12 protein-coding genes are annotated in these 14,780 nt (G+C 40.4%); 8 read left to right on the top strand and 4 right to left on the bottom strand.

What is annotated here, in order from left to right; translation table 11 throughout:
• Nucleotides 1-28 precede the first annotated feature (28 nt).
• Complete coding sequence (locus Q0R88_RS04200; protein WP_295712688.1) at nt 29-745, bottom strand: RraA family protein; 717 nt, start codon at nt 743-745, stop codon at nt 29-31.
• Between the two features lie 177 nt (nt 746-922).
• On the opposite strand from Q0R88_RS04200, the gene Q0R88_RS04195 reads away from it, so the two are divergent.
• On the top strand, nt 923-1,789 hold the full coding sequence (locus Q0R88_RS04195; RefSeq protein ID WP_295712685.1) for an AraC family transcriptional regulator: 867 nt from the start codon (nt 923-925) through the stop codon (nt 1,787-1,789).
• Between the two features lie 31 nt (nt 1,790-1,820).
• Here the strand turns inward: Q0R88_RS04195 and Q0R88_RS04190 are convergent, their stop codons facing one another.
• The 3 genes from Q0R88_RS04190 to Q0R88_RS04180 all read right to left on the bottom strand — a co-directional run bounded on the left by Q0R88_RS04190 (nt 1,821) and on the right by Q0R88_RS04180 (nt 4,750).
• The gene (locus Q0R88_RS04190) at nt 1,821-3,107 is read right to left on the bottom strand and encodes a hypothetical protein (protein ID WP_295712683.1); all 1,287 of its coding nucleotides are present in this window, start codon (nt 3,105-3,107) and stop codon (nt 1,821-1,823) included.
• 335 nt (nt 3,108-3,442) lie between these two features.
• Entirely contained in the window at nt 3,443-4,123 is a 681-nt protein-coding gene (locus Q0R88_RS04185; RefSeq protein ID WP_295712680.1) for an HAD hydrolase-like protein, read from the bottom strand.
• A gap of 39 nt (nt 4,124-4,162) precedes the next feature.
• Nucleotides 4,163-4,750 (bottom strand): XRE family transcriptional regulator, encoded by a 588-nt coding sequence (locus Q0R88_RS04180; protein ID WP_295712677.1) that lies wholly within the window; start codon nt 4,748-4,750, stop codon nt 4,163-4,165.
• A gap of 150 nt (nt 4,751-4,900) precedes the next feature.
• Between Q0R88_RS04180 and Q0R88_RS04175 the strand changes: the two genes are divergently transcribed.
• From Q0R88_RS04175 to Q0R88_RS04145, 7 genes are all read left to right on the top strand, one after another.
• Nucleotides 4,901-5,470, top strand: a complete 570-nt coding sequence (locus Q0R88_RS04175; protein ID WP_295712674.1) for a hypothetical protein — start codon at nt 4,901-4,903, stop codon at nt 5,468-5,470.
• Nucleotides 5,470-6,531: a zinc-binding dehydrogenase gene (locus Q0R88_RS04170; RefSeq protein ID WP_295712672.1), complete on the top strand. Its 1,062-nt coding sequence runs from the start codon at nt 5,470-5,472 to the stop codon at nt 6,529-6,531. The genes Q0R88_RS04175 and Q0R88_RS04170 overlap by 1 nt, the downstream gene beginning before the upstream one ends.
• Nucleotides 6,532-6,536: 5 nt before the next feature.
• Nucleotides 6,537-7,772, top strand: coding sequence for an MFS transporter (locus tag Q0R88_RS04165; protein WP_295712669.1), 1,236 nt, complete (start codon nt 6,537-6,539; stop codon nt 7,770-7,772).
• 404 nt (nt 7,773-8,176) lie between these two features.
• The gene (locus tag Q0R88_RS04160; protein WP_295712665.1) at nt 8,177-8,731 is read left to right on the top strand and encodes a sigma-70 family RNA polymerase sigma factor; all 555 of its coding nucleotides are present in this window, start codon (nt 8,177-8,179) and stop codon (nt 8,729-8,731) included.
• A gap of 54 nt (nt 8,732-8,785) precedes the next feature.
• Nucleotides 8,786-9,805 (top strand): FecR family protein, encoded by a 1,020-nt coding sequence (locus Q0R88_RS04155; protein WP_295712663.1) that lies wholly within the window; start codon nt 8,786-8,788, stop codon nt 9,803-9,805.
• A gap of 83 nt (nt 9,806-9,888) precedes the next feature.
• Complete coding sequence (locus Q0R88_RS04150) at nt 9,889-13,026, top strand: SusC/RagA family TonB-linked outer membrane protein (RefSeq protein WP_295712660.1); 3,138 nt, start codon at nt 9,889-9,891, stop codon at nt 13,024-13,026.
• A 20-nt stretch (nt 13,027-13,046) separates the two neighbouring features.
• The gene (locus Q0R88_RS04145) at nt 13,047-14,771 is read left to right on the top strand and encodes a RagB/SusD family nutrient uptake outer membrane protein (protein WP_295712657.1); all 1,725 of its coding nucleotides are present in this window, start codon (nt 13,047-13,049) and stop codon (nt 14,769-14,771) included.
• The last annotated feature ends 9 nt before the right edge of the window (nt 14,772-14,780 follow it).

Raw genomic sequence — 14,780 nt, 5'->3', positions numbered from 1 at the left:
CGTTTTTTAGCTCCCGATGAACAAACAATTACATGATCCCATACTTTTCAAATGCGTCTTTAGCGCTCATGCCTTCTTCTATTTTTTTCATTACCATTTTTTCGCCCCTTGCTTTTTCAATCGCTAATGAAAAAACTTTTTCTTCAACCTCTTTGGGGATGATACAAACTCCATCAATATCACCTAAAACAATATCGCCGGGGTTAATACTTACCGCCCTGATTTTTATGGGTACACGGTAATCTATCACTTTCCCGCGTGGTGCCTGATCCTGGGCGTAGCGACCGTGTGAGAATACCGGAAAGCCAATATTACGGATGCCTATGGTATCCCTCGAGTAGCCATCAACAACGGCCCCGGCTGCGCCCAATTTTTGAGCCCTTACGCTCATCAATTCTCCCCAAAGGGCGTAATCTGGCGAGGAGCCGGTACATACGTATATCTCGTTTTCCTTTAAATTATCCAACGCTTCCAGCATCAATCCAAAAGGCTTATTTAAGATAGGGTTAAAATTGCTTGAAACTGAATTTACATCAGCTTCCAACACCGTCATGGCCCGGCCAACAATAAATGTATTTTCCTGTAGCGGAACTATTTGCGGGGGTAAAAACTGGTTAAAAAGACCCAGCTTATCCATGATATCGCCTACTACTGCGGTGTACAGCTCTTTGCGAACAAGATGGAAAAGCTCATCGTCAGTATCCCAGAGCTTTGGTAAATCCTTTGTATTATTATCTTCTTTCATCTGTTGTGTGTTTGCAATAGCTAAAGGTACACGGTATGGAAGTTATTTTCTAAAAGCTACTTAACGTGTATTTAAACTATTTTACCATAAAACAACTGTTTATTTTGAAAAGGTGGTTAATTTAGTTGCTCGATTAAGCATGAAGATTTTTGTATCCACATTTAAAGGAAGATTGAATTGAAACCACAACTAATAGATGTCAATTTATCGGGTCGGAAAACAATTCAAATCAAGAAGCTGGAAACGTTTAACTTGATTAGCCCTTTCCATTTTCATAATCTTTGTGAGTTGGTATGGATAGAGAAAAGCCATGGCAAGCGTATTGTGGGTGATTATATAGATAATTTTGAAGAAGACGATCTTGTTTTGATGGGGCCAAATCTACCTCATATATGGTTAAATGACAAGCTTTTTCAACAGGAATTGGCGCATAATCCTGTTAAATCTACGGTGATCTATTTCCCTGCCGATTTCCTTTTAAGCTTAACTGATGAACAGAATATATTAAACCCCACAGAGGATCTGATCACGCGCTCGGCAAGGGGGATGAGATTTTACGGCGAAGCAAATAAGAAGGTTATCAAGATCTTGTCGAATATATCGGAAAAAGGAGGGTTCAAAAAAATAATCCATTTCCTCCAGGTGATTGAAATTTTGTCAACATCAACGGAGTATAATTATTTAGCCAGTTTCAATTTTAAAAACTCCTATGATGAAAAGGATACCAATAGAATTAACAGGGTATATAAATTTTTGATGGAAAACTTTCATCGCGACGTTACGCTTAAAGAAGTCGCTGATTTGTGTAATATGACCACAAATTCGTTTTGCAGATTTTTCAAAGCACGTACGCAAAAATCACTAACGCAATTTTTAAATGAAATAAGGATAGGGCATGCTTGTAAATTGCTGCGAAATGAAGAGTATTCTATAGCTGATGTGTGTTATCAGTGCGGCTATAATAACCTCGGCAATTTTAATAAATTCTTCAGATCAATCACATGCAAAAGCCCGTCAGAATATAAGAAACAGTTAAAAGTATAATAGAGCAAACACAAGGCAGGTAGCTACAAATTTAATGCGCCCGCGCCCAGCTTTTTAATGCTTGAATTGCCTGCGCAAGCTGCCCTGCCGAGCCTTTAAAGTTTGATGAGCCGTTGGGCTTATTGTCCCTGCTGTACCACTCGTAAAAGTGTTTATCACGCAATGTTCTGGTTATCATGGGTTGCAGTTCATCGTATGCTTCTTCAATATAACCGTTTTCGGTAAGCTGCGTTATCATCCTTGCGCCAAACCAGGCCCAATCGCCGCCGTTTTGATAAATATATGGCTTTGATACAGTGGAGTTTTTATAGATATTTTCAGGATAAATAGGGTAAAGTGTTAATCCTACCGATGGCGCGCCAGATAACTTTACATCTTTAACCATGCGTAGGTTGACTAACTTTATTTCTTGTCGGCTAAGCAAACCAGCTTCGATAGCTACAGCTGTACCTCCATGAAAACAGATATCATTTTCATTAAACAATGCCGGAAACGGAGATGAAGCTAAATATACATGCGGTATAAACTTATATTTTTTTGAATCCCAAAGATGTTGCCGTATCTTTTTAACCGTCAGGCTTTTTAAGCTGAGCCATTTTTGCCTTGATGCATTATCTTCATAAAACCCGGCCATGTTTTTAAGCGCTATCACAAACATGGCATTATCATAAATATCAATTGCCCAATGTGTGTTAGCATCTATATCCACAACCGCGCCCCCTTCTATTTGTACATCGCCCCAATCTTGCGTGGTAGCACCGGTTAAAAGCTGGTATTTTTTTGAATACCTGCTTTTCAGCAGATATTGTATAGATAGCTCAAGGCGTTGACGAGCCGTTTGTCCGGCAATACGTTCGTTTAATATCGATTTATCTCCTGTAATTTTTATGTATTTTGAAAAAGCCTGTATCAGCGAAGTTTCCTGATCTGTTTCAACTGTATTTTTAAAACCAACATGTGTGGTGTCGTTTACGGATGTGTAAATATTAGGATCATCCCAGGTAACGTGCCCTTTTAAAACATATCCATCTACAATTTCGCCGTTGGGCTGCTGCAATTTCAAAAACGTTAGCAGGTTTTTACGGATACTATCCTTGCTGTAAACCTTGCAGGAAGTTTCAATGAAGGTGTTAAAATCGCGTATCCAAACCTGCGGATAGCCATCGCCGGCATTAAAGCCTTTACCAAGTAATAATGTTGCCTCGGTATACACAGTATCGAGTCTTTTATCGTCCCTGATTGTTTGTGCCAGTTTATTTTGCGCTTTTACCGACGAGAAGCATATGACAGTTAAAATTAGGGCTATAATTATATTCATTACCCAAACTTATCAAAATAATATTAAAAACAATTTTAATATTAAGATCAAACGATTGCGTACAGTATAAACGGACATGTAATATCATTTTGCAAGGCAACCCTACAAATCCATCGGAAGTCACGGGCATTTAACTGTGGCGCGGTAGTTAAAACGTATACCTTCCAAAGGAGATTACGAAGAATATATGAGCAGTAGGGAAAAATGAAACAGGCAAATGGAGCTTAGAACGAATGATTTAGTTATATAGCCGTGAGGTATACCGTAAAATTATTAATAACTTACATCTATTGGAGCGGTCTTTATTATTTGGGGGAAATATGCAGGAATATATTTTAGTTAATAAATGATAAAAGGTCTTCCAGATCTTCAATAATATGATCTGGATTTGCAGTTCTTAACTGCGCTAAAGTATGTGCGCCAGTTGTTATACCTATACTTAGCCTACAACCTGCATTTTGCCCTTCTTGTATATCAATGATTGAATCACCCACTTTTACCACTTCTGCGCCATCAGATATGCCAAATTTCTTCATAGCAAAATAAATCATATCCGGGTTGGGTCTGTTTTTATCTACATCGGTTGCCGTAACAAGGCAATCAAAATCAATGCCTTCTTGCCATTTCAATTTACGAATAATAGAATGGGCCGTTCCTCTATCATATCCTGTATTTAATACAGTAATAATATGCTGCGCTTTTAACTTAATAAAAAGCTTAAACGCGTTAGGTTGAGGGAATATATCGGCAATTAGGTAAGCCTGAGTTAGCATTTGTAAAAAATTATTGAAAATTATATTGATCAGTTTTTCATCTTTCACACCTGCGTATACTTTTAAGATGGATCTGATGGCTTGCTTTTTTTCTTTACCGGCACCTTCTGCTAATACTTCATTCAAAGTAAAGGCAAAGCCAGCTTCATTGATAGCGCTTCTTAATGTTTTATAAACAATATTATCTTCATTAACTGTAGTACCGGCCATATCAAACACGACCATTTTTATTTTATCAGACATTATTTTTCGGGTATAAGATGTAAGAGTTTTTTTTTCTAATTATAATTTTTGATCGAAGAAGTAAACGATCAGCATACTGCAGATCTCGCTGGTATTGTTTTTCGGTACATGAGTGAGGCGGCCATCAAAAAACAAACTGTCGCCTTTTTGCAGTGCATAATTTTCACCGTTGATCAGATAATCTACCTTGCCGCTGAGTACATATTTATATTCAAATGCATCCGTACTCACTTGTTCGCGGTGTGAGTTTGGGTGCAGATCCAGCAGCACGAAGTCCACTGTACTTGCACTAAGGGTACGTGTCAGCATACGCTTGTAATAAAAGCCCGTGGCGTTCTCTTTTTCAAAGCTGTCATAATCACCGGCGCGCTCAATAATCACCATTGGCTCATTTAATTCCAAACCCACAAAAAAATCACTGAGCGCAGTATCTAATGATTGGATGATACTGAACATGACTGGCAGCGAAGGAATACTCCGGCCATTCTCTATCTGCGAGATCAATCCCTTTGACACACCGCTTTTGTTAGCCAGTTCCTGTAAGGTAAGCCGCTTTTCTATTCGCTTAAGTTTGATCCTTTTACTCACCTCGATGACAAATGCACCCTGCATATTACTTTCCATCATACAAATATAGAAGAGTAAACAATATTGAACAATTGTTTACAAATACTTAACAAAAGTATAAAAAAGTTTAATATTTATAAACAAATGTTTACTAATATTGCATATTCAATTTGAGTATTAAACAAACCATCATTAAAACCTCCTGTTATAATGAAACAATTTTACGTGATAGCAGCACTGTTATTTTTAAGCATCATTGCTTTTGCTCAAGGCTTACTTGGCGAAACGGTGACCGATGGCAGTTCAACATTGCCTTATGCAACCATCAGCGATGCCGCTGTTAAAATACAGGCAGCTACCGGACAGGACTGCACCTTTACACTGCTCCCGCCTGAAGGTTCGCAAAGAATTACATTTTCGATGGTAGGTTACCCCAATTTAGATATCCCTATTGTTATCGAAAAAGGGGAAAATAATCAAATCGGCACCAAACCTGTAGCCTGGGAATTGCTTACACCCAATATCACCTCCAAGAACGGCGACCGGCTTTCCGCTGCGGAGATCAAAGCCCAGGAAGATATGCGCTTTACCGCGAAGATATTAACCCGCGACTGGTTTACGGAGATCAAAAGCAACTGTTATTACATTGCAACCGTATCCCCAATCAAATTCACGGACGCTTATTGTTTTGTCGATAACTTGCGGAGTAGCACAGCAACTAAACATAAGGCTGCGACATTTGATATCAATGCAGCCAACTTTACTATCAAAAAGAACTAATGGAACCTACAGGAAAATTATTTGCATTTAACGGGGCCGGGCAGCAATTCCAGCTGCTGAATATGAAAGTGCCCGCACTTAAACCGGGAGAAGTACTGGTTAAAAATCTGTATACCACGATATGCGGCAGCGATATGCATACTTACTGCGGCCTGCGCACTGAAAAAACACCTACCGTATTGGGACATGAAATTGTGGGTGAGATTATAGCCATCGGCGAAGCGCATCCGGGTAATGATTATGCTGGTAACGATCTTAAGATCGGCGACCGTATCACCTGGAGTGTTTTTTCTTCTAATCCGCTGTCTGAGCTGGCTAAGAGAGGCATGCCGCAAAAATCAGATCAGCTTTTTAAGTACGGCCACGCGCAAATTACAGAAGCAAACCCTTTTCACGGCGGCTTGGGCGAGTACTGCATTTTAAAGGAGAATACTACTTTATTAAAAATCCCTTTAGATGTACCACTGCCTGTTGCGGCCACCATTAACTGCGCGGTTGCTACGGTGGCCGGTGCGCTCAGGCTTGCAGGTGATATCAGCGGTAAAAATATTCTGATCACCGGCATGGGTTTATTGGGTATTGTTTGCGCGGCCATGTGTAAGGTGGCCGGAGCACAAGCCGTTAACGCGGCCGATATCAACCAGCAGCGGCTGGATGAAGCGTTATTATTTGGTGCGGATACCTCAATTTTACTTTCAAAAGCGCAGCCTGAACAAAACATCGATATTGTTTTTGATATGAGCGGCGCGCCTGCCGCCATGGAAACCGGGCTGGAAAGCCTGGCCACCGGAGGTACCGCCGTTTGGATAGGTGCTGTGTTCAGCAACCGAAAAGTAAACATTGATGCCGAGCAGGTCATCCGCCGGATGATCACCATTAAAGGCTTGCACAATTACAATCATGAGGATTTGCTGGCCGCAGTTGATTTTATTAGCCAGCACCATCACAGCTTTCCGTTTAAGGAATTGATTGGTCCTGAATTTTCATTTAACGATACCCAAAAAGCCTTTGAATACGCAAAGGCGCATTTGCCGCTGAGAGTTGGTATACGCATAGCCTAAAAATCATGAAAAAATCATTCCGGTTCCAGCAATGGAAAATGTTACTGGTCACGATGTTCTGCTACCTCTTCTTCTATACCGGCCGTCATAATTTTGGCTGGGCATCAACAGCCATGGCCAAAGACCTGCATATACCTTATACCACCATTGGCTGGATCAGTTTTGCCATGCTGGTGGGTTACGCCATCGGGCAACTGGTCAACGGTAATCTGGCCGACCGCTTCAGCGCCCGAATCATGGTTAGCACCGGGGCTTATTTATCCATACTGACCAATTTTGCCATCAGTTATGCGCATACCGCCCAGGTAATCATGATACTTTGGGGACTGAACGGGTATTTTCAGTCCATGGCCTGGGCCCCCGGCGGCAAGCTGATCAATAACTGGTGGAAGGGCGAAGAAAACGGTAAGGCATTCGGCTTTTATACCATGGCCGCAGGTCTTTCATCTGCCGCTACCTATCTGATATCTATAGTATTGACACAACAAGGTTTGAGCTGGCAATGGTTATTTCGGGTACCGGTGCTGTTTTTATTGATCAGCGCAACCGTTTTCCTGATCGTAGCCAGGGATCATCCCAAAGATATCGGTTATCAAAACACCGGGAATGATGTGATGGAAGCCGAAAAAGAAACCTGGCAATCCCGTTACCGGCAGGTATTTAAAAATAAAGATTTCCTGCTCATCTCCCTAAGCTTTGGCTTCGAGAGCATGGCGCGCTATGGGTTGATCTTTTGGGTGCCCGTGCACTACTTGGGCAATAACTGGAAAAACAGCCCAAATAGTATATGGGTTACCTTTCTGCTGCCCGTCGGCATGGCTGTAGGAGCGCTTTGTTTTGGCACCTTGTCCCAGCGCCTGTTCAATAACAACCGGGTCAAACCCATCGTTTCCGGGATGCTGGTTAGCGCCATCATCGCCATCGTTGTCTATTTTTCCCCACCGGGAAATATGATACTGGCTAGTGCTTTAATGTTTGCTGCTGGCTTTTTTGTTTACGGGCCACAAGCCTGTTTTTGGCCACTTAGTCCTGAATTGCTGGGTAACAAATTAACGGGAACTGGAATCGGTTTTATGAATATGTGCGGCTATGTTTTTGCCGCCTTAGGTGAGCCCTTATTAGGTTTTGTAATTGATCATACACACCACACCGACAGTATCTTTTTGGTGATTTGCGGCATTTGTATTTTGTCTGTAATTGTGATAAGCTTTATAAAACCAACTCAGAAACCCGATTATTAAAATATACCTTTATTAGGTGCTCATTTTAACATCAAATGACTTATTGTTTCAAAATGGCAATGATAGAATAATCCATTAAAAAAAGATTGTAATCCATTGCACAAAGAAGTTTGATCCTTACCTTAGATAACTTTATAATCAGAAACCAATTATTATTTAAACCAGTTTTGAAAATTTCTTTTGCTGATCCTTTTTGGCTCGCCGATCAATGGAATGGAAAATAGATGTTTACAAATAAGTATAAGTCAAAAGGGCTAAAAGAAGGTAAATATGATGCTAAATTTCCTTTAATATATTGTCTATCTGCGAAATAGATTACAGAAGTTTAGCCAAGTCGAATAATTTACACTTCTTTTGCAAACGGACAATATATAATAAATATCAGCTAAATAAAAACTCCTGTAATGGAAATGGAGGACTACGTTAAAAATATAAATGAGGGTGATCAGGTAGCTTTTGAAATAGTATTTAACCTAAGTCACAAAAAGGTTTATGCTTATTTTAAAAAGAAAACTGCCTCCACAGAATTGGCTGATGAGCTAACACAGCTTGCTTTTATAAAATTGTGGCGCTTTAGGCATACACTGGCCTTGCAGCATAGTTTGCATACACAATTGTTCAGGATTGCAAAAACCACTTTACTGGATCATTTTAAAAAGGTAGCTATAGAAGAAAGAAATTTAAGGTCTTTTTATCAGGAAACTGTTTCAAATGAAGTTGCCTTGTCCTCTGCCTACGAAACAAACCAGCAGTTGGTAACAATTTTAGATCATTTACCACCCATCCGTAAAAAAGTATTTGTCCTGAGTAGAATTGAAGGCTACACTTATAGTGAAATTGGTGAACAGTTATCTATTTCGCCCAGAACTGTAGAGAAACATATCTCGCTGGCATTAAAGCAATTGGGAGGGTATTCCGGTGCTGCAATCATCATTTGCTTAGTTCACCAGCTGTCTTAAAAAAATATTTTTCAGTGATTACGGGTTATCATCAAATCAAATCGTATTAGTAGTATGAATATAACCGACGAGTTGCTGGATAAATATTTTAAAAGCCAGTGTACCCCGGAAGAGCAAAACGCTGTAAATATTTTTTTGAGCCAGATAGATGAGTTTCCGGATCATTTACTGACGCAAAATGAGTGGGACAGCGTAGTGGAGGAAGATTTATCTCAAATAAAGAGTGATCAACTTTTTGGAAAGATAAAATCAAAAACTTTTGCAAAATTCCCGTTTACACATTGGGTTAGAAATATTGCAGCGGCAGCGGTTATTGTCATGGCGGTAGGGTTAGGGTATTTTGCCTTAACCACCAACAATTCAAAACCTAATTTTACGCTAAATGAGAAGAAACAAAATGCACCCTCCCCCGTAATCCAGTGGAAGTCGACAGTTAATTATGCCAACAATTATGAAAAAATAGTTTTACCCGACGGTTCGGAAGTAAAAGTGTATCCTGGGGCAGAAATATACTACGCACAGCCCTTTATTAAAGAAAAAAGAGAAGTTTTCTTAAATGGTAAAAGCTACTTCCATGTAACAAAAGATAAAAAACATCCTTTTGTTGTATATGCAAACGGGGTTTCTACCACGGCGCTCGGGACATCTTTTACAATCACCGCAACAAAAGGCAGTTCTTTGGTAAAGGTTGCGCTGCATACCGGAAAAGTGTGGGTAAGGAATATATCCTCTGATAGAGAAACCCCTGTATTCAGCAGCATCCTTAAGCCTGGGGATGTACTAACGGTAAATAAGCTTAATAATACATTAAATATATCCGACAGTAAAAGGCATGCTTTTGAAGAAACGGCATTATCCATAAACCTTGTTCAGGTTTCTCTTGATAAAGTTTTCAAGAAACTCGAAAAGCATTATGGCGAAAAGATCAGTTTTAAAGACGAGGACATTAAAGGCAAGTTTTTTACGGGAACACTTTACTTACAGACGCCGCTTGATACACTATTGGCAGAAATTACAGAACTAAACAAACTCACAACAATTAAATCACGCAAGGGGTACTTGATAAAAAAATAAGACAACCCACTATTTTTTAAACCAGTCTGTAAATACTGGTATGGGACTCTATTTGCAAAAAAAACCAACTAAAACAACAAGTTATGTTAAAAAAAATTACACAACGAATGTTATTTTTCATTTTGCTACTATGTACATGGAGTACATTAAAAGCGCAAAATGCAGAAATCACCGGGATCGTAAAAGATGAAAAGGGGGCGCCAATGGTGGGTGCCACCGTCGTGGTTACAGCTAAAAACCCCGATCAAAAAAAAGCGATGCTAACAAATGAAGCGGGGAAATTTTTCTTTGCAGGTTTGAATGCGCAAACCCCTTATCTGATTACAATATCTTACGTAGGGTACAAAACCAAAAACATTGATAATTTTATTCTTAAACAAGCAGAACAATCTTCTTTGATCGTACAGCTTGAATCAAATTCAGCCCTAAATGAGGTTGTAGTTGTTGGCTATGGTAGTAACACCAAAAGAAATATTTTACAAAGCGTTAGTACGGTAAAGGCAAAGGATATTGTAGAGATACCGGCAGCTACCTTGTCTCAAGGTCTGGCCGGGCGTGTTCCGGGTTTGGTAATCTCCCAATCTGGCGGAAAGCCAGGCAAATCATCAACCATTACGGTGAGAGCCTATGACGGATTTGGTACTGCCAAGCCCCCCCTTTTTGTTATTGATGGTATTATTTCGGATCAATTTGCATTTGATGGCCTCGACGCTTCGGAAGTAGAAAATATTTCTGTGCTTAAAGATGGCGCATCTGCGGCGGCCTATGGTGTACGCGGAGCTAATGGGGTGATTGTAGTGACTACTAAAAAAGGTCAAAACGGATTGCCTAAAATCAATATTATATCCAGTTATAGTACGGATAAGGCTACTATACAGCCCCAATCACTTAGTGCTTATGATGAGGCCACATTTACGAATGATATTTTAAAACAAACTAATCCTACAGGTTACCTGACAGATTCCAGGAGATATACGGACGATGAACTGGCCTACTTTAAAACAACTAATTATAATATACTTAAGGAGTTTTATAAAACGCCAACCGAATACCGCACAACCGCAAACGTTTCAGGGGGTAGCGAAAAAATTAATTATTTTGTAAGTGGCTCCTATTATAAAGGTACCGGATCATTCGACAATATCGATTATAAAAAATACAATATCAGGGCAAATGTGGATGCAAAGATCACTAACAATTTAGATGTTTCGCTTAAGCTAACCACCGATATCAGGAATGATCAAAAACCTTTTTGGTTGTACGATTATGATAACGACGATGTGCCCAACCTTTATCAAGGTTTACTCACGCGAGGGAAAATGGCCCCGGCATATATCAATTATAATGGTAAAGAATATCCTTCAGGCACATTATTGGCTTGGAATCCGGGAGAGGTTATTAATGGCGACAATGGTTACAACCGTAAGAACTGGAGCAATTACCAGGCTTTGGTAGATGTAAATTACAATCTTTCATCCTTGGTCGATGGATTGAAATTGCATGGATCATTTGCAAACTATTCCCGCCACGATTTCAGAAAGGCTCTTAACCTGCCGTATAGCCTTTATGTTTCTAACAGGACAGGTGGTAACAATCATATAGTAGGCGATCAGATCGATTTTACTAAAACGAAGATTCGTAACGACGGTAATACGATTGGTGAAAGCTACACGGCAAGTAATTTTTACCAGCTCAATTTTTCCATTAACTATGACAAGTCTTTTGGTAAGCATAATATTTCTGCAACAGCGGTATATGAACAGAGCGAAACAAAGAACCAAAGCTTTAATGCGCAGAATCAGTTCGTGTTGTCGCCACAGCTTGATCAAATTGGCCTGGCCAGCAGCGACCCAACAAATTATAGTATAGGCGGAAGTGAATTTGATGACGGCCGGCTTGCAGGTTTCGGCCGTGTAAATTATAACTACGACGGCAAATACCTTTTAGAGGCCTCACTACGTTATGAAGGCTCGAGATATTTTATTCCCAATAAAAGATATGCTTCTTTTCCGGCGGTATCTGCAGGCTGGCGCATCAGCGATGAATCCTTTTTTAAAGACAACATTAAGTTTATCAATGATTTTAAATTCAAGGCTTCGTTAGGTTTTACTGGTGAAGAACCGGATGGCGGTGCAATACAATGGAATCAATACTATCGTGCAGCTGCCGGTGCAATTTTTGGAGGCGTAACAAACGGCGTAGCAGTGGGTACCTATCCAAATGCAGATATTACCTGGGCCAAAAAGCGATCAATTGATATCGGCTTTGACGCCAGTTTGCTAAATAATGCCTTAACGGTATCAGCCACCCGTTATATGAACAAAAGAACGGATATTTTAGGAAATATAGGCGCTAATGTACCAGATACATGGGGAGGGATCTATCCGCTCGTCAACTTTGGGGCAGTCGAATCGCATGGGTATGAGGCTGCTGTAAATTACAGAAAAATATTGAATGATAACCTTACCATTAGTGCTGGCGTAAACTATAGTTATGCTATAAACAAGCAACTTAGTATTAACCAGGCTTCCAACATCAGGTCATACCTTAATCAGGTAGGCAGGCCTGTAGGAGATTTCTTAGGCCTTGTATCTACAGGTATCATTCGTACACAAGCCGAACTTAATGCTTTACCAGCCGGATATACCATCAACGGCGCCATTCCGAAACTTGGTATGATTAATTATAAGGATGTACGTGGTGCCACCAGCGATGCCCCGGACGGAAAAATTGATGGCAACGATCAGCAATTTATCGGTAATTCAGTACCCCGGTCTACCTATGGACTAACCCTTGGCGCGGTGTGGAAATCTTTTAGTATTGATGTGCTTGTACAGGGAGTAGGTAAATTTTATAAAATGCCCAATTTGCTTAATTTTGCACAGTATGCAGTACCTGAAGCCGGTAGCGCTGCATTTTGGGCAGATCATTGGACACCAGAAACCCCAAATGGTAAATACCCTATCTATGCCGATGGTAGTACATCTACCTTTTGGTTACAGGATGCCTCATTTATACGTCTGAAAAATGTCAATTTAGGCTGGTCCATTCCTGCCCACTTGCTTGGCAAATCCGGATTTAAACAAGTTCGGGTGTTTTTAAACAGCTCTAACCTTTTCTTTTTCAAGAGAAATATTAAGGATTATGACCCTGAGGCAGCCTCTATAGTGGCTTATCCACTGAACCGCAATTACACTTTTGGAGTTAATTTTACACTTTAAATTTCTTAACAAAAACTGTTATGAACAAAATAATATATAATAAAAAAAATATAATTGCCATACTATCGTGTATACTGATGGCTTTTATCGGATTGCAAGGGTGTAAAAAGGTATTGGATAAACCCGATTTGAATGCCATACCCGAAGATTTAGTTTGGACCGATGTTAACCTGAGCACCAATTTTTTAAATGCTTTGTATGTTAATACACTGCCAGGATGGCCGGATGCTACCAACCACGCTTCTGAGGAAGGCGTTGGCGGCACCGGAATGTATGGCGACCTGACGGTAAATTCTATAGATTATTGGCCTTATGCCAATATCAGAAGCATAAATCTGCTGTTACAAAAAGTCCCCGGAGCCCCATATCCTCAAAGTGATAAAAACTCACTTCAGGGACAAGCGCTTTTTTTAAGGGCGTGGACTTATTTTCAAATGGTTAGCCGCTATGGTGGGGTGCCTCTTGTACTTACCCCTCAAAGTCTTACCGACGACTTGAATGTAAAGCGGAACAAAACTTCAGAGTGTATTGCTCAGATCCTTAAAGATCTGGACCAATCTATAACTTTACTACCCACCACCTGGAATGCAGATAACGCGGGCAGAATAACCCGCGGTGCAGCTTTAGCTTTTAAAGGCAGGGTGTTACTGCACTATGCATCTGAACAATTCAATCCATCGCAGCAGCAAGCGAGGTGGCAGACTGCTTTTGATGCAAACAAAGCAGCCATGGATTCACTTACAAAGTACGGCAATGCGCTGATGCCCGATTTCAGAAATCTTTGGTTTGTAGAGGGTAGCGCCAATACCGAGGCCATTTTAGTTACCCGTTTCAACAATCCCGGTCGTGTACAAACCCACGATGCTACCGTTCGACCGCTGGAAGAATCGCAAAATTTTGTTGGCGGAGATCAGCCATCTACAGAACTTGTCAACGCATTTCCTATGAAAAATGGGTTATCTATTACTGATCCAAGTTCCGGATATAATGCTTCTGCATACTGGTTAAACCGCGATCCAAGGTTTGCAACTACTGTTGTACATAATGGTGATACATGGGCACTGTCTGGAAAAACCGGCAGAATACAATGGACATTTAAGGGAGGAGAGGCCGTAGGTGGAACTTTTACCGGTTATTATACCCGTAAAACAATATTTGAAGGATACAAACCGTATGATGCCGAACATAGTGGAACTGACTGGATTGAAATACGCCTGGCCGAAGTAATGCTGAATTACGCCGAAACTGCCAATGAAGTAAATAACACTCAGCTGAGCTATACAATGCTTGAAGCGATCAGAAAGCGTGCCGGGATAGATGCCGGGGCAAACGGGCTATATGGTCTTAAATCTGGTATGTCGCAGGCAGAAATGAGAGAGGCCGTCCTGTTAGAACGCAGGTTGGAGCTGGCTTTCGAAGGTAAAAGAGATCAGGATTTGAGAAGACGCAGATTGTATGCATCGTTACTGAATGGAAAAAGACGTACTGGTATAGATGTGAATTTGATCAAATATAATGGTAAAGCTGCAGATTTTATTGCGGCCTATGCGGCTGGGGGGATTAATCTCAGTACCAATTATTTTGATTACTTCAGCGAAACACCAAAGCTACTTGATCAAAGCCTTGCAATCAATTTTAAAGATGAGTATTATTTCTATGCTATCCCTTTAGCGCATCTGCAACAAAACAAGAATCTTCAGCAAACCAATGGCTGGGATGGGGGAACTTTTGATCCTCTTCAATAATAAATTTTT

The sequence above is a fragment of the Mucilaginibacter sp. genome (assembly GCF_025362475.1).
Lineage (GTDB): Bacteria > Bacteroidota > Bacteroidia > Sphingobacteriales > Sphingobacteriaceae > Mucilaginibacter.
This window is presented reverse-complemented; position numbering and strand designations above follow the sequence as displayed.